General features: G+C 66.1%; 14 protein-coding genes. 5 read left to right on the forward strand and 9 right to left on the reverse strand.

The features are described 5' to 3' along the window. Nucleotides 1-74 precede the first annotated feature (74 nt). Complete coding sequence (locus ACQG3P_RS10480; RefSeq protein ID WP_426804999.1) at nt 75-1,343, forward strand: OmpA family protein; 1,269 nt, start codon at nt 75-77, stop codon at nt 1,341-1,343. Between the two features lie 19 nt (nt 1,344-1,362). On the opposite strand, the gene ACQG3P_RS10485 is transcribed toward ACQG3P_RS10480, so the two are convergent. From ACQG3P_RS10485 to rluD, 3 genes are read right to left on the reverse strand one after another with little or no spacing between them, the layout of a single operon-like run. After that, nucleotides 1,363-1,782: a thiol-disulfide oxidoreductase DCC family protein gene (locus ACQG3P_RS10485; protein ID WP_426805000.1), complete on the reverse strand. Its 420-nt coding sequence runs from the start codon at nt 1,780-1,782 to the stop codon at nt 1,363-1,365. Continuing rightward, nucleotides 1,767-2,564, reverse strand: a complete 798-nt coding sequence (pgeF, locus tag ACQG3P_RS10490) for a peptidoglycan editing factor PgeF (protein WP_354276291.1) — start codon at nt 2,562-2,564, stop codon at nt 1,767-1,769. Before pgeF ends, ACQG3P_RS10485 begins: the two co-directional genes overlap by 16 nt. Nucleotides 2,565-2,575: 11 nt before the next feature. Beyond that, nucleotides 2,576-3,571 (reverse strand): 23S rRNA pseudouridine(1911/1915/1917) synthase RluD, encoded by a 996-nt coding sequence (gene rluD / locus ACQG3P_RS10495; RefSeq protein WP_068853790.1) that lies wholly within the window; start codon nt 3,569-3,571, stop codon nt 2,576-2,578. A 116-nt stretch (nt 3,572-3,687) separates the two neighbouring features. On the opposite strand from rluD, the gene ACQG3P_RS10500 reads away from it, so the two are divergent. Next, entirely contained in the window at nt 3,688-4,572 is an 885-nt protein-coding gene (locus tag ACQG3P_RS10500; RefSeq protein WP_068853791.1) for an outer membrane protein assembly factor BamD, read from the forward strand. Between the two features lie 61 nt (nt 4,573-4,633). Here the strand turns inward: ACQG3P_RS10500 and ACQG3P_RS10505 are convergent, their stop codons facing one another. The 5 genes from ACQG3P_RS10505 to sucC form a co-directional block, all read right to left on the reverse strand. Continuing rightward, entirely contained in the window at nt 4,634-4,807 is a 174-nt protein-coding gene (locus tag ACQG3P_RS10505; protein ID WP_179197348.1) for a hypothetical protein, read from the reverse strand. Nucleotides 4,808-4,957: 150 nt separating this feature from the next. Next, the gene (locus ACQG3P_RS10510; RefSeq protein WP_249832990.1) at nt 4,958-5,881 is read right to left on the reverse strand and encodes a hypothetical protein; all 924 of its coding nucleotides are present in this window, start codon (nt 5,879-5,881) and stop codon (nt 4,958-4,960) included. Between the two features lie 108 nt (nt 5,882-5,989). After that, a complete protein-coding gene (locus ACQG3P_RS10515) occupies nt 5,990-7,624 on the reverse strand; it encodes an NAD+ synthase (RefSeq protein WP_354276293.1) in 1,635 nt (544 codons plus the stop codon). Nucleotides 7,625-7,761: 137 nt separating this feature from the next. Beyond that, nucleotides 7,762-8,637 (reverse strand): succinate--CoA ligase subunit alpha, encoded by an 876-nt coding sequence (gene sucD, locus ACQG3P_RS10520; RefSeq protein WP_093533719.1) that lies wholly within the window; start codon nt 8,635-8,637, stop codon nt 7,762-7,764. 21 nt (nt 8,638-8,658) lie between these two features. Then, nucleotides 8,659-9,828: an ADP-forming succinate--CoA ligase subunit beta gene (gene sucC, locus ACQG3P_RS10525; RefSeq protein WP_068853794.1), complete on the reverse strand. Its 1,170-nt coding sequence runs from the start codon at nt 9,826-9,828 to the stop codon at nt 8,659-8,661. Between the two features lie 243 nt (nt 9,829-10,071). On the opposite strand from sucC, the gene ACQG3P_RS10530 reads away from it, so the two are divergent. From ACQG3P_RS10530 to ACQG3P_RS10540, 3 genes are all read left to right on the forward strand, one after another. Next, nucleotides 10,072-11,685, forward strand: a complete 1,614-nt coding sequence (locus tag ACQG3P_RS10530; RefSeq protein ID WP_426805001.1) for a sensor histidine kinase — start codon at nt 10,072-10,074, stop codon at nt 11,683-11,685. Nucleotides 11,686-11,749: 64 nt separating this feature from the next. Continuing rightward, nucleotides 11,750-13,135 (forward strand): sigma-54-dependent transcriptional regulator, encoded by a 1,386-nt coding sequence (locus tag ACQG3P_RS10535; protein WP_426805002.1) that lies wholly within the window; start codon nt 11,750-11,752, stop codon nt 13,133-13,135. A 527-nt stretch (nt 13,136-13,662) separates the two neighbouring features. Next, nucleotides 13,663-14,211, forward strand: a complete 549-nt coding sequence (locus ACQG3P_RS10540) for a SymE family type I addiction module toxin (protein WP_426805003.1) — start codon at nt 13,663-13,665, stop codon at nt 14,209-14,211. 110 nt (nt 14,212-14,321) lie between these two features. On the opposite strand, the gene ACQG3P_RS10545 is transcribed toward ACQG3P_RS10540, so the two are convergent. Continuing rightward, nucleotides 14,322-15,053 (reverse strand): hypothetical protein, encoded by a 732-nt coding sequence (locus tag ACQG3P_RS10545; RefSeq protein ID WP_426805004.1) that lies wholly within the window; start codon nt 15,051-15,053, stop codon nt 14,322-14,324.

Here is a 15,053-nt window from a genome sequence, read left to right on the forward strand (position 1 = left end):
TTGACAGGCCGGTCCGACATTGACTCCCGCAACGCCCGTGCATGCCGCAGGGGCTGGAACCGGGAATCGGATTGATGTCACTGCTGGATCGCTTCATCGAAGACACCGCCCTGCACATGGGCCTTGGCCACCGCGCGCGCAACCTGGTGGACGTGCTGGTCGATTACATCCGCGGCCTGCCGGGCGGCATCCATGGCCTGCGCCGTCGTTTCGATGCCGTGGGCCTGGGCAGCCGTTTTCCCGGTGATGAACGGCCCTCGCGGCTGCTGGCCAGCCAGCTGGAGTGCGTGATCGGCCGCGAAGAGCTGGCCGTGCTGGCGCGGCGGGCCGCGTTCCCCACCGGCATGTTCGCGGTGGTGGCCTCCGACCTGCTGCCCGGTCTGCTGGATGTCCTGGAGCAGGAAGCCCGCAGCGCGCAGACGCCCCATCCCGTAAAGCAGGTGGCGCCGCGCAGCCCCACCCTGCGCCTGGTACGGGGCACCGCCGCGCGCGGGCTGCTGTGGGTGATGGTAGCCGGCGTGCTGCTGTGCCTGACCGGCTGGATCCACCAGAAGACGCGGGTGAGTACCGGTGCCGCGCCGACCTACGCCGAACAGCAGCACCCGCCCCGGTTGTCGCTGGTGAACAGCGGCGGCGTGATCGACGTACGCGGCCGCCTGCCAGGCGAGGCCGACCGCCGCCGGGTATGGAGCGCGCTGGTGGCCCAGTACGGCCAGGGCGGGGTCACCGGTGACATCCTGCGTGACCCACAGGCACAGGCCCCGCGCTGGCTGGACCGGCTGGTGACATTGGCCCCGGTGCTGCGCCATCCCGGGCTTTCGCTGTCATTTACCGGCGACGCGCTGCACGTGGACATGACCCGGCTGCCGGAAGGGGACCGGATCGCGGTGTCCAATACCCTGCGCCGCGCGTTTGGCCACCTGCAGGTGAGCGGGCTATGGGACGCGGGCCGGATCGCGCTGGCGCAGCTGCCGGCCCAGCCCGAACCGCACGCGCTGGTGGCGGCGTTGAACCAGGGCAAGGTCGGGTTCGAGCACAAGTCCCCGGTGCTGCGGGCCGATGGGCGCGACATGCTGCGGGCCAGTGCGCAGGCGATCCTGGCCGCCGGGCCCGGTGTGCGCCTCGAAGTGGGCGGGCATACCGACAGCCTGGGGGCTGCCGAAACCAACCTGCAGCTGAGCCAGCAGCGCGCGGATGTGGTGGTGGCGGAACTGCAGGCGTTGGGGGTGCCGGCCAGTGCGCTGGAGCCGCGCGGGTATGGCGAAGAACATCCGGTGGCCGACAACCGGTTGGAAAGTGGGCGGGATCGTAATCGGCGGATTGAATACAGCGTTCTTCAGTGACACGCGCGTCCGCGCGCCTTCAATCGAGAAAGCGCGCCGCCTGCGCCGGTGTGGGCAGGAAACACTGCTCATGCCGGCCAAACCACCGGTACCGGTTACGCGCCAGCGCGCGATACGCACGATCGCGCCACCCACGCGGCACCACCCGCAGCACGTGCGCGGCCTTCCACGCCCCACCCAACCCGGCGAGCACCCGCACGATGGCATCGGTATCGCTCCATGCGCGACCCTGTTTCACCAGCAGGAACGACAACGGGTCATCCGGATCCAGCCCGTGCTGCTGCAGCAACGCGCGCCCATGCGCCCCCTGCATCGCCGCGAACCGGTAGCGCCCCCGCTGATCAAACCGCAGCAGGAACCGCACCCAGCGGCTGCAAAGCGCGCAAACGCCATCAAACACGATCACCGCACCGGCATCGGGGCTCACGGCGCCATCCACGCCAACGTCGCCATCCGCCCGGTCCGTCGATCCCTCCGATGCGAATAGAACCGCTCCGGCTCGGCAATCGTGCTCAGCTGCCCACCACTGATCCCGCCCGGGTCCACCCCGGCCGCCACCAGCCGCCGCCGCGCCAGCGCGTACAGATCCACCTTCCAATGCCCCGGGCGGGTGGCCACGAAGGCTTCCGCCGCCCCCGCATCCAGATCCACGAACGCCGCGAAAACGTCCGCACCAATCTCGTACTCGGCCGGCCCGGCGGCCGGCCCCAGCCACGCCTGCAACCCGCCCGGCGGTGTACGCATCGCCGCCACCGTGGCTTCCAGCATGCCGTCGGCCAACCCACGCCAACCGGCATGGGCGGCCCCGATCTCGCGGCCATCGCGCGCGGCCAGCACCACCGGCAGGCAGTCGGCGGTCAGGATCGCCAGCACCACCCCGGGCACCGAGGTCACCGCCGCATCGGCGGTGGGTTCGGCGTCAATGCCGCTCTCCACCGGCGGCGCATCAAACCGCAGCACCCCCGTGCCATGCACCTGGCGCAGCCAGTGGGGTGCCGAGGGCAGGCCCAGCCCGGCCTGCAGCAGCGCGCGGTTGCGCGCCACCTGGTCCGGGTCGTCGCCGTCGGCGGCGGTGCGGTTGCCCATGTTGAACTGGTCGAATGGCGCCTTCGAGCCGCCTGCGCCGTGGCGCAGGGTGGTCAGCGCATGCACACCGGGCGCGGCCGCCCAGTCGGCGGCCAGCACCGGCAGCAGCGCGGCGTGCGGCGAATCAGAGGCCACGGGCGCAGCCATCAGCGGCGACCGCGTTCCAGCTCGGTGAACCGCTTGGTGTCTTCACGCAGCGCGTCCAGCAGCGCCACCATGTCGGCCGGCAGCGGCGCGCTGTTGCGGATCGGCTCACCGGTGATCGGGTGGGCGAACTCCAGCGTTTCAGCATGCAGCGCCTGGCGCTTGAAGCCGCGCAGCTGCGCGACCAGCTCGTCGGTGGCGCCCTTGGGCAGCTTCAGCGCGCCGCCGTACAGCGAATCGCCCACGATGGCGTGCTTGAGGTGCGCCATGTGCACGCGGATCTGGTGGGTACGCCCGGTTTCCAGGCGGCACTCCAGCGCGGTGTGGGCGCGGAAGCGCTCACGCAGGCGGTAATGGGTCACCGCGTCCTTGCCGTCCTCGCGCACCGCCATGCGGATGCGGTCGCGCGGGTGGCGGTCGATCGGCGCATCGGCGGTACCGCCGGAGACCAGCGCGCCCACCACCACCGCCAGGTACTGGCGGTGCACGTTGCGCGCGGCCAGCTGCTCCACCAGCGCGGTCTGCGCCTGGATGGTGCGGGCCACCACCATCACCCCGCTGGTGTCCTTGTCCAGGCGGTGCACGATGCCCGCGCGCGGCAGCACCGACAGGCCCGGGTCGCGGAACAGCAGCGCGTTGACCAGGGTGCCGGTGGGGTTGCCCGCACCGGGGTGGACCACCAGGCCGACCGGCTTGTTGATCACATAAACGTGTTCATCCTCGTACAGGATGTCCAGCGGGATGTCCTCGGGCTCGGCGTGGGTCTGGGTGTCGAGCACGACATGCAGGCTGGCCACCTCGCCGCCGCGGACCGGGTCGCGCCCGCGCACGGGTTCGCCGTCCAGCAGCACGTCCCCGGACTTGATCCACTCGCTCAGCTTGGAGCGGGAGAATTCGGGGAACAGGTCGGCCAGCACGGCGTCAAAGCGCCGCCCGGCGGCGGTATCGGGCACGACGGCCTGACGGGTGGATTCGGTTTCAGAAGCGTTATCGGACATGGGGAGCACACCGCAGGAAGACAAATTGGGGGTCCCGGCGACCAGTTTCAGTCGCAGGACAGGCCACTAGGCTATCATCGACCCTTCGTATTCCAGCCGCGTCCCGCCCTGACCCCATGATCCGACGCTCTTCCCTGCTGTCCGCGCCCGTCCGCACCGCGGCCCTGATGCTGGTCCTGGCCCTCGTTTCCACCGGCTGCCACCGTGGCGCCAAGGGTGACAACCCGGAAGAAGGCCAGCCTGTCGAAACGATCTACGACAAGAGCCACGGCCTGATGCAGAAGGGCAACTGGAGTGGCGCCGAAGCCACCTTCCGCCGCCTGATCGCCCAGTACCCGTACGGCCCGTACACCGAGCAGGCGATGATCGAAACCGCCTACGCCCAGTACAAGGCCGGCAAGCACGATGACGCGGTGTCGAGCATCGACCGCTTCATCCGCACCTACCCGACCCACCGCAACATCGCGTACATGTACTACCTGCGTGGCCTGGCCAACAGCAACCGCAACACGGTGTTCCTGCGCCGCGTGTGGTCGCTCGACCCGAGCCGCCGCGACCTGTCCACGCCACGCCAGGCCTACGCCGACTTCAACATCGTGGTCGAGCGTTACCCCAACAGCCGCTACGCTGCCGATGCACGCAGCCGGATGCTGGAGCTGCGCGACGTGTTCGCCCAGCATGAGCTGGACAACGCGCTGTACTACCTGCGCCGCGAGGCCTACGTCTCCGCCGCCGGCCGCGCCAACTACCTGCTGGATACCTACCCGCAGAGCGCGTTCCAGTACGACGCCGTGGCCGCCCTGGGCGAGGCCTACACCCACCTAGGCAACAAGACCCTGGCCGACGACGCCCGCCGCGTGCTCGAACTCAACCAGCCCGAACATCCGTGGCTGCAGGGCAACTGGCCGAAGTATCCGTGGATGATCCGCAAGCTGAACCCGTTCGCCGGCGAGAAGTCCGCCAGCACCGGCCAGCGCAACGCCACGATGAATCGCCGCTGATACCAGCGCGGTGCTGAAACAGAAAAAGGGTCCCTGGCGGGACCCTTTTTCGTTTGCGGCTTCAGGAGATCGAGCGAGTATCCGGCGCCGGGATGGCATCCCGGGGCTCGGCCTGTCGCACGGTGACGTTGGCCACCTGGAAGCGCCCGACCGCGTAGCTCATCGGCGCTACGGTCGTTGCGGTCCGCGCCATGTGCGCATTGGCGATGGACGCCAGCACGGGGCGATCAGCCACGGTGGCCGTTCGCGCCTGCGTCGGGACCGGGTAAGGGCTATGGCCGACGTTTCGCGTTTCGGGGGAAGGAACATGCATAAGGGTGTCTCCGTAGGAAAACCCTGACTCTAGCCACCACCCATGGATGCGCTTTCTCGTTTCGCTCAGTCCCTAGCGGGTGATCAGCCGCTCAAGCCGCGTCGCGGTGGGCACCGCAGCTGTGGTGGCCACGATATCCCTTATCTTGGCCTTCGCCCGCCTGGACACGGCGTTTGAGCGGAGCGCCGCGTTCGCAAACGTTTCCAGCTCCTCCGGAGTGAAATCACCCTGCGGCCTGCCTTCCTCGCGCGACTGCGCTATCTCCTCGAGGAACTGAGACAGCAGGATGTCGTGCTTTGACTTGGAAGCCTCTCTCAGTTGAGACGGTTCAGGCGCCGACGACATCTCCGTCTCGTCTACCGGCGCAGCGGGCACGACATGCACAGTGTCATTGAATCGAACGCAAGGCCCGTCCTGCGCGCCGCGGGACTGACGTGCTTCTGGCTCTGGACGGAATGGCTCATGGTCATCTTCCTCAGGCAGAATCGGCACCTGCGCGTCGTCATAATCCGGCTCCGGAATCCCGGCGGCGGGAATCCGGGTCGTCTGGTAGTCCTCGCGCGGAATCTCTACGGCCGGCAGCTCCTGCCGCTGCGCGGCGCCGCCGATCGGGGAAGTGGCGAGCCATGTCCTGACGATGGACATGCGATCCGGGGCCGTCGCGAAGCGCTGTGTGACCTTGAGTTCGAACCGATTACCTGGATGCGGACCGGGAGCAGGCAGTCGCTCAAGCCACTGATTCATTGTTTTCCGCAAAACCGGCGAACGTACATTCATCAGCCCACCAACAATCGCCGTGCGTAGCCCCGCGCCATCACCGTCGAACCGAGCCACGCCTCCGGCTTTGCCGTTGAATACATGCTTGGCACTACCACCGAACTCGGCATTGGCGATCTCGGTGAGTTTGAGCCGAGTCTTTGACGACAACGAGACGTTGTTGCGCTTGTTCCACAGCGCTTGTGCAAGTGTATGGATCTTGGTGTTGATGTTGGGCATGCAGCAGAAACCGAGGCAATCAGGCGCGCACTCTAGGTCCCGCCGATTGTGGCCACTTTCATGAAGTCATCGGGCGCGCTTGCCGCGCCCGGTCATACGCCCGTTCGTTCAGCCTTTGTATCCGTTGCTGATCGGGTAGCGGCGTTCGCGACCGAATGCGCGGCGCGAGACCTTCGGCCCCGGTGCGGCCTGGTGGCGCTTCCACTCGCTGGTGCGTACCAGACGAAGGACGCGGTCGACCACCTCGGCGGCGTAGCCGGCGGCGACGATCTCCTCGCGCGACTGCTCCTGGTCCACGTAGCGGTACAGGATGCCGTCCAGCACGTCGTAGGCCGGCAGCGAATCCTGGTCGGTCTGGTTGGCGCGCAGCTCGGCCGACGGCGGCCGGGCGATGACCGCCGGCGGGATCACCGGCGCGCCGCCTACGGTGTTGCGCCACTTGGACAGGCCGAACACCTCGGTCTTGTACAGGTCCTTCAGCGGCGCGTAGCCACCGCACATGTCGCCGTAGATGGTGGCGTAGCCCACCGCGTATTCGCTCTTGTTGCCGGTGGTGAGCAGCAGCCCGCCGAACTTGTTGGACAACGCCATCAGGATCACCCCGCGCGCGCGCGACTGCAGGTTCTCCTCGGTCACATCCGCGGGCTGGCCCTCGAACATCGGGCCGAGCGCGGTCATCAGGCCTTCGAACACCGGCTCGATCGATACTGCTTCGAGCTTCACGCCCAGCGCGCGGCACTGCTCGGCGGCCAGGTCGTTGGACATGTCGGCGGTATAGCGCGAGGGCAGCCGTACCGCAGTGACATTGTCCGCGCCCAGCGCGTCCACCGCCATCGCCAGCACCAGCGCCGAATCGATGCCGCCGGAAAGACCCAGCCACACCTTCTTGAAGCCGTTCTTGCCGCAGTAGTCGCGGATGCCGCGGGTCACCGCGCGCCAGGCCAGTGCATCCATGCTCTCGTCGCCGTCGTCCATCCACTCGCGCGGCAGGAAGCGGCGGCTTTCGGCGTCGTAGTCCACCACCAGCCACTGGTCGGTGAAGGCCGCCGCGGCCGGGTGCACGGTGCCATCGCCATCGGCCACGACCGAGGCGCCATCGAAGGTCAGCGCGTCCTGCCCGCCCACCATGTTGACGTACAGCAGGGCCGCCCCGGTTTCGCGGGTGCGCTCGGCCAGCAGCGCGTCGCGCTGGGCGTGCTTGCCGCGCTCGTAAGGGGATGCGTTGGGAATCACCACCAGCTCGGCGCCGCTGCGCACGGTGTCGGCCAGCGGTTCGGGGAACCACAGGTCTTCGCAGACCAGCACGCCCACCGGTACGCCCTTCAGCTCGAACACGCAGCTGCCGCCATCGGGGTCGATATCGAAGTAACGGCGTTCGTCGAACACCGCGTAGTTGGGCAGTTCGCGCTTGCGGTAGGTGTGCAGCACCTCGCCGTCGCGCAGCACGCTGGCGGCGTTGTAGACCACTGCCCCGGTGGCCTCGGGCCAGCCAACTACCGCGGTGATACCGTGGGTGGATTCGGCGATTCGGCCCATGGCCACCTGGCAGTCGTACAGGAAGCGCGGGCGCAGCAGCAGGTCTTCGGGCGGGTAGCCGCTGATGGCCAGCTCCGGGAACACCACCAGCTCGGCGCCGAACTCATCGCGCGCCTCGGCGATCATCGCGATGATGTTGTCGGTGTTCTGCGCGACCGCGCCCACCGGAAAATCGAACTGGGCCATCGCGATGCGGATCGACGTCATGGGGTGAAGCCTGTGGTTGCGATGGCCCATTGTAGCGCTGGTGGTTCGGCGGACTGCAAAAGCAGAAAAGCCGCCCTTTGGGGCGGCTTTTCCTTTGCCGACTAACAGTCGGCACTACGCAGGGTTGGCTGGCGCGCTTATTTGACCAGCTTGGCGATGGCGGCGCCCAGGTCGCCCGGCGAGCGGACGGTGACCACACCGGCAGCTTCCATGGCAGCGAACTTGCCTTCAGCGGTGCCCTTGCCGCCCGATGCGATCGCACCGGCGTGGCCCATGCGCTTGCCGGCCGGAGCCGAAGCGCCCGCGATGAAGCCGACGACCGGCTTCTTCACGTGGTTCTTGATGTACTCCGCACCAGCTTCCTCGGCGTCGCCGCCGATTTCGCCGACCATGATGATGCCTTCGGTCTGCGGGTCTTCGTTGAACAGCTTGAGGCAGTCAACGAAGTTCAGGCCGTTGATCGGGTCGCCACCGATACCGATGCAGGTCGACTGGCCCAGGCCCACTTCCGTGGTCTGCTTGACCGCTTCATAGGTCAGGGTGCCCGAACGCGACACGATGCCGATCTTGCCCGGCTTGTGGATGTGGCCCGGCATGATGCCGATCTTGCACTCGCCCGGGGTGATCACGCCGGGGCAGTTCGGCCCGATCAGCACGGTGTCCGGATGCGAACGGGTCAGCACGTTCTTCACGCGCAGCATGTCCAGCACCGGAATGCCTTCGGTGATGCACACGATGACCTTGATGCCGGCAGCCGCAGCTTCCAGGATCGCGTCAGCCGCGTACGGCGGCGGCACGTAGATGACCGACGCGTTGGCGCCAGTGGCCTGCACGGCGTCGGCAACGGTGTTGAAGACCGGCAGGTCGATGTGGGTCGTGCCGCCCTTGCCCGGGGTCACGCCGCCAACAACCTGGGTGCCGTACTCGATCATCTGAGTGGCGTGGAAGGTACCCTGCTGGCCGGTGAAGCCCTGCACGATCACCTTGGTGTTCTTATTGATCAAAACAGACATTGTTATTCCTTCGGTGTCGGATCAGGCGGCGTTCTTGACAGCTTCAACGACCTTCTTGGCACCGTCGTTGATGTTGTCGGCCGGGATGATGGCCATGCCGCTGTCACGCAGCAGCTGCTTGCCTTCTTCCACGTTGGTGCCTTCCAGGCGCACCACGACCGGAACCTTGACGCCCACTTCCTTCACAGCGGCGATGATGCCTTCGGCAATCATGTCGCAGCGGACGATGCCGCCGAAGATGTTGACGAAGATGCCTTCGACCTTGTCCGAAGACAGGATCAGCTTGAACGCTTCAATGACGCGCTGCTTGTTCGCACCGCCGCCCACGTCCAGGAAGTTCGCCGGCTCGCCGCCGTTGAGCTTGATGACGTCCATGGTGGCCATGGCCAGGCCGGCGCCGTTGACCATGCAGCCGATGTTGCCGTCCATGGTGACGTAGTTGATGTCCAGCTCCGAAGCGGTCACTTCGGTTTCGTCTTCCTGGGTCTTGTCGCGCATGGCGACCAGGGCCTTCTGACGGAACGCGGCGTTGTCGTCGCTGTCGAACTTGCCATCCAGCGCGTACAGGTTGCCGTCGTCCAGGATGGCCAGCGGGTTGATTTCAACCAGCGCCAGGTCCTTTTCGTTGAACAGCTTGTACAGGTTCACCATGATGCTGGCGAACTGGCCGGCCTGCTTGGCGGTCAGGCCGAGCTTGAAGCCGAAATCGCGGCCGTGGTAACCCTGCACGCCTTCAACGAAATCAACGTTGAGCGAGTGGATCAGCTCCGGGGTTTCAGCAGCCACCTGCTCGATCTCCACGCCGCCTTCCGAAGAAGCGATGTAGGTGATGGTCTTGGTGCCACGGTCAACCAGCACCGACAGGTACAGCTCCTTGACGATCTCACCAGCGGTGGTCACCAGCACCAGGTTGACCGGCAGTTCAACGCCAGCGGTCTGGTAGGTGGCCATCTTGGTGCCGAGCATCTTGGCCGCAGCGGCCTTGACGTCATCGGTGGTCTTGCAGAACTTGACGCCGCCAGCCTTGCCGCGACCGCCCGCATGGATCTGCGCCTTCACCATCCAGGGGCCCTGGCCCAGGGAGTTGGCAGCTGCGACGGCTTCATCGGGGGTTGCCGCGACCTTGCCGGCCGGGACGGGAATGCCGTACTCGGCAAGCAGCTGTTTTGACTGGTATTCGTGGAAATTCATGCGTCACCGTGGGAATAGGAACGACCGCACGCACGGACCGCGGCGGGCCCACTATTGTGGACGACCCGGCGGCGCGGCGCAAAGAAACCGGGGCCCGGGCGTGAAGAGGGGGAGATTTCCACCTTCATTCAGGCAGTTGCGCCCGGGCCGCCCCGCCGGGGGTGGGTCGGGAATGGTCAAAATGCGCGGCTCGGGGCCCAAACCTATGCCTATACTGGGCCCAGCCAGAAGGGGAGTTCCGGCGTGTCACCCAGTGCTTCATTGATCGACCGCATCGAGTCCATGCCGAAGCGGGAGCTGTACTTTTTCGCCCTCTACCGGGTCCTGATCGCAGCGGTCATCGCCGCCCTGCTGTTCAGCCCGTTGAATGGGATGGTGGGCGAATCCACCCACCCGCAGCTGGCTGCCGTCGTCAGCGGCAGCTACCTGGCGCTGTCGCTGCTGATCCTGGTGGCCGGCCGCAACGAGCGCTGGCTGCGCCCGATCGTGGTGGGCAGCGTGCTCATCGACATCGTCGCCACCGTGCTGCTGGCCCACGCCCTGCCCGGCGCCAGCGCCGGACTGTCGATGGCCCTGCTGTTCAATATCGCCGCTGCTGCCACCCTGCTGCCGCTGTCGATGGGCCTGAGCCTGGCCCTCACCGCCAGCGCCGCCACCGCCGGCGAATACGTCTGGAACCTGCTGGAAACCGGCGTGCCCAACCGCACCCTGGCCGAGCTGGCCATGTTCATCACCAGCTTCCTGGCCCTGGCCTTCGTCAGCTACCAGGTGGGCAACCGCGCCCGCCGCAACCAGCAGCTGGCCAACCAGCGCGGCGCCGAAGTAGCCAACCTGTTCGAGATCAACGAACTGATCATCCGCCGCATGCGCACCGGCGTGCTGGTGGTCGATGGCGCCAACCGCATCACCCTGGCCAATGAGGCCGCCGCCACCCTGATCGGCGACAACGACGGCAACAGCGGCAGCGGCCTGCTGGAACTGGGCAGCGCCGCGCCCGACCTGAGCCGCCGCCTGCAGCGCTGGCGAAATGGCTGGACCAACGAAGAAACCCCCCTGCAGCTGTCACCCGACCAGCCCGAAGTGCAGCCGCGCTTTGCCCGCCTGCTGGCCGGCAGCGACCTGACCCTGGTGTTCCTGGACGATTCCACCGTGGTCTCACGCCGCGCCGAATCGCTCACCCTCTCGGCCATGGGCCGGTTCTCGGCCAGCCTGGCCCATGAGATCCGCAATCCGCTGGCAGCCATCAACTACGCCGCCCAGCTGCTGGAGGAATCCGCCGCCATTGGCGATACCGACCGCCGCCTGCTGCAGATCATCCACCAGCAGTGCCAGCGCACCAACGGCATCGTGGAAAGCGTGCTGGGCCTGGCCCGGCGCGAGCGGGCCAACCCGGAAAACCTGGACCTGGCCGCCTTCGTGCGCCGCTTCGTGCTGGAGTACAAGCAGAGCCTCACGCTGGAAACCGACAGCATCGAGCCGATCATCAGCGAGTCTTCCGTGCATGGGCTGGTGGACCCGCGCCACCTGCACCAGATCCTCACCGTGCTGGTGCACAACGCCTTGAAGTACGGCCGCACCGGCCAGGACCCGGCCCGCGTACGCCTGCGTGTGGCACGCCAGGACCGCAATGCGGTGATCGACGTGATGGACCGGGGCCCGGGCATTCCCGAATCGGTGGCCAGCCAGCTGTTCCGCCCGTTCTACACCACCTCCGAACATGGCACCGGACTGGGCCTGTATATCGCCCGTGAGCTGTGCAAGGGCAACCAGGCCAGCCTGGAGTATGTCTCGGTGCCCGCCGGCGGCGCCTGCTTCCGGTTGGTACTTCCGGGGCCGCACACCATGCGGCCGCAATGACGCGCTACTCTGCAGGCGTCAATAGTTTGTCGTTTTCAACCGCACTCGGCTATCTTTCCCCCATATGAACGAAAACCGCAGCGCCCTCGTCGTCGACGACGAACGCGACATCCGCGAACTGCTGGTACTGACCCTGGGCCGCATGGGCCTGCGCATCAGCACCGCGGCCAACCTTGCCGAAGCGCGCGAGCTGCTGGCCAGCAACCCCTACGACCTGTGCATCACCGACATGCGGCTGCCCGACGGCAACGGCATCGAGCTGGTCACTGAAATCGCCCAGCACTACCCGCGCACCCCGGTGGCGATGATCACCGCGTTCGGCAGCATGGACCTGGCGGTGGAAGCGTTGAAGGCCGGCGCGTTTGATTTCGTCAGCAAGCCGGTGGACATCTCGGTGCTGCGCGGGCTGGTCAAGCATGCGCTGGAGCTCAACAACAGCGAACGGCCCGCCCCGCCGCCGCTGACCAGCGACACCACCGCACGCCTGCTGGGCGAATCGGCGGCGATGGATGGCCTGCGCGCCACCATCACCAAGGTCGCCCGCAGCCAGGCGCCGGTGTACATCCTGGGCGAATCGGGCGTGGGCAAGGAACTGGTAGCCCGCACCATCCACGGCCAGAGCGCGCGCGCGGCCGGCCCGTTCGTGCCGGTGAACTGCGGCGCCATTCCATCGGAACTGATGGAAAGCGAATTCTTCGGGCACAAGAAGGGCAGCTTCAGCGGCGCCCATGCCGACAAGCCGGGCCTGTTCCAGGCCGCGCATGGCGGCACCCTGTTTCTGGATGAAGTGGCCGAACTGCCGCTGCAGATGCAGGTGAAGCTGCTGCGGGCGATCCAGGAAAAGTCGATCCGCCCGGTGGGCGCGGCCACCGAAGTGCCGGTGGATGTGCGCATTCTTTCTGCCACGCATAAGGACCTGGGCGACCTGGTGGAAGATGGGCGGTTCCGCCACGACCTGTATTACCGCATCAATGTGATCGAGCTGCGTGTGCCGCCGCTGCGCGAGCGCCGTAGTGATCTGCCGCAGCTTGCGGCTTCGATCCTGGCCCGGCTGGCCCGTACGCATGGGCGGCCCACTCCGCTGCTGGCGCCGTCGGCGCTGGAGGCGATGGGCACGTATCACTTCCCGGGCAACGTGCGCGAGCTGGAAAACATCCTGGAGCGCGCGTTGGCGCTGGCCGAGGGTGACACCATCGGGGCTAGCGATCTGCGGTTGCCGCAGCAGGGTGTGCCGCGGCATGGTGGGGCGCCGGTGGCGGCGCATGAGGAAGCGGTGGTGGATCTGCCGGCGGGGAGCGGCGCGCTGCCTTCGTATATCGAGCAGATGGAACGCACCGCGATCCAGAAGGCGCTGGAAGAGAACCGCTGGAACAAGACGCGGACTGCCGCGCAGTTGGGGATCACGTTCCGCGCATTGCGGTACAAGCTGAAGAAGCTGGGAATGGACTGAACCCGGAATCGGGTTGAATGCAACGTTGCGGCAATGAAACCGTAGAGCCACGCCCTGCGTGGCTGAGACGCGCCGACCAACCCAACCGCTCACGGGACCGCTTCACCAGACATCCCGCTGGACACGCACGGCGTGTCGCTACAGGCACGAACCCGCGTAGCGACACTCCATGCGTGCCCCACGTAACGCCAGATACCCTGTCGCCAATAGCCCAACAAAACCGCACCGCCGTCGCACTACCGCCCCCACCCGGGTCGCTAGCGACAACCTGTTGGCATCGCCTATCAAACCCGGCAAAACCAACAGACAGAATCGATTGGCTACCGCCCCCACCACGGCGCATGGTGGGGACGGAGCTTCGAAACTCCTGATGTGTGCAAAATTATGGACGTCCCATGCCGGGAGGGTGGCTAATACAAGACCCCTCAACGGGGGAAATACGCCACGCCGCTCGCACGCATGCGGTTTCGAACCTCCCGGCTCCCTTGCCGCAATGGCAAGGGAGATTTTCCCCTCGGAGGCTCCCCATGCGCTCGCCACGCAATACCCCCCTCTTCCCCGAACTCCTGCTGCCCACGGCCGACCGACCGCGCCACTACACCGTCCGCGTACACACCTACGCCTGGATGGACACCTTCGACGGCGGCACAGTCCCATGTCTGTCCATACACGGCCGATGGCTGGAGAGCGCCGGCTTCAAAGTCGGCGCAAGCGTAAGCATCGAAGCAACCCAGGGCCAGATGATCGTGACCCTGATCGAGTTCCCCGAAGAAGCGCGCCGAAGCACCTCCACCGCCTTCGAGAAGCACATCGCCAAGCTGGGCCGCACCACCCCGGACAGCCGAATCATCGTCGAGCACCCCGGCTGGCTGGTACGCGAACTCATCCTCGCCCCGATGGGCGCTTCCACCCTGGACTTCGCCCACGCCATCGGCGTATCGCAGGACTTCGCTGAGTGCTTCCTCGCTGGCGACCAGGACTTGGACCTCGATCTGGCCCAGCGCTTGGGACCGTTCTGCCGCACCTCGCAGGGCTTGTGGCTTGACCTGCAGCACAAGCACCGATCAATACGCTGAGAGCATCAAAGCCGTAGAGTCACGCCCTGCGTGACGATCCCTTTTAGAGTGGGCCGGCCAATACTTCAACGCCACCTCGACATCGCTCTCATCGGAAATGAGAGAGGCGCCTACGATTCCCCAGCCATCTCGGTAAACCGAGAGAGCAGGATAGCGAGTGAGCGAGGATCGACATACATGGAAAGATGCTGAGCAGTGCACGCCCACCAATCTGACAGCAGCTCCACGTCCAACGGGGTGTACTGTAGACGACGAGTGGCGCCTGCCACTTCATGCAAGAGCACATTGGGGGCATAGACAGAGCCTGCGTAGTCTTCGAGCCTTCCAGAAAGACCACCAAATTTGCCATCAAGCTCCAGGTCCCACCTGCTTTCAGGCTGGAATGGGATCTCGCCGACACCGAGCAGCTCCAAGGTGTTGACTACGACGACCACCACTCCCGCGCCCAATGCAGCGCGGGCGTCAGCCTCAAAACCGCCGACCATCTCATGAATCAAAGCTGCCTTGAGCGCCCACCTTTGCTCCCGGGTGAGCAGCGATTGGTCGGATACAAATCTCACCAACCGAAACAAATCGCGTAACTCTTGCTCATCCAAACTCGGCCTCAGTGCCTTCATGAACCGATCAAAGGTCGCCGCCTTTCTGGTCGGCGACAGATCAGTGAAATAGTAGTCAGCGGCTCCCGAAAGAAGGTCTGATGTAGCACGCCTAGCGATATTCTTCGTCCGCTCTATCGAAGCCTGTCCGCCACGCCACTGACCCAGCGAGACGATCCAGGACGAGAACCAGTCTGTTGAGAGCAGGAAGATGACCTCATCTGTCTCATCAAAATCATGAACCAA

The organism is Stenotrophomonas sp. SrG (assembly GCF_050031795.1).
GTDB lineage: Bacteria > Pseudomonadota > Gammaproteobacteria > Xanthomonadales > Xanthomonadaceae > Stenotrophomonas > Stenotrophomonas rhizophila_A.

Excerpts from the sequence above, each read along its gene's own strand:
- ACQG3P_RS10480 (WP_426804999.1), top strand. The coding sequence starts at position 75 with ATGTCACTGCTGGATCGCTTCATCGAAGACACCGCCCTGCACATGGGC.
- rluD (WP_068853790.1), bottom strand. The coding sequence starts at position 3,571 with ATGTCCGATAACGCTTCTGAAACCGAATCCACCCGTCAGGCCGTCGTG.
- ACQG3P_RS10500 (WP_068853791.1), top strand. The coding sequence starts at position 3,688 with ATGATCCGACGCTCTTCCCTGCTGTCCGCGCCCGTCCGCACCGCGGCC.
- ACQG3P_RS10510 (WP_249832990.1), bottom strand. The coding sequence starts at position 5,881 with ATGCCCAACATCAACACCAAGATCCATACACTTGCACAAGCGCTGTGG.
- ACQG3P_RS10515 (WP_354276293.1), bottom strand. The coding sequence starts at position 7,624 with ATGACGTCGATCCGCATCGCGATGGCCCAGTTCGATTTTCCGGTGGGC.
- sucD (WP_093533719.1), bottom strand. The coding sequence starts at position 8,637 with ATGTCTGTTTTGATCAATAAGAACACCAAGGTGATCGTGCAGGGCTTC.
- sucC (WP_068853794.1), bottom strand. The coding sequence starts at position 9,828 with ATGAATTTCCACGAATACCAGTCAAAACAGCTGCTTGCCGAGTACGGC.
- ACQG3P_RS10535 (WP_426805002.1), top strand. The coding sequence starts at position 11,750 with ATGAACGAAAACCGCAGCGCCCTCGTCGTCGACGACGAACGCGACATC.
- ACQG3P_RS10540 (WP_426805003.1), top strand. The coding sequence starts at position 13,663 with ATGCGCTCGCCACGCAATACCCCCCTCTTCCCCGAACTCCTGCTGCCC.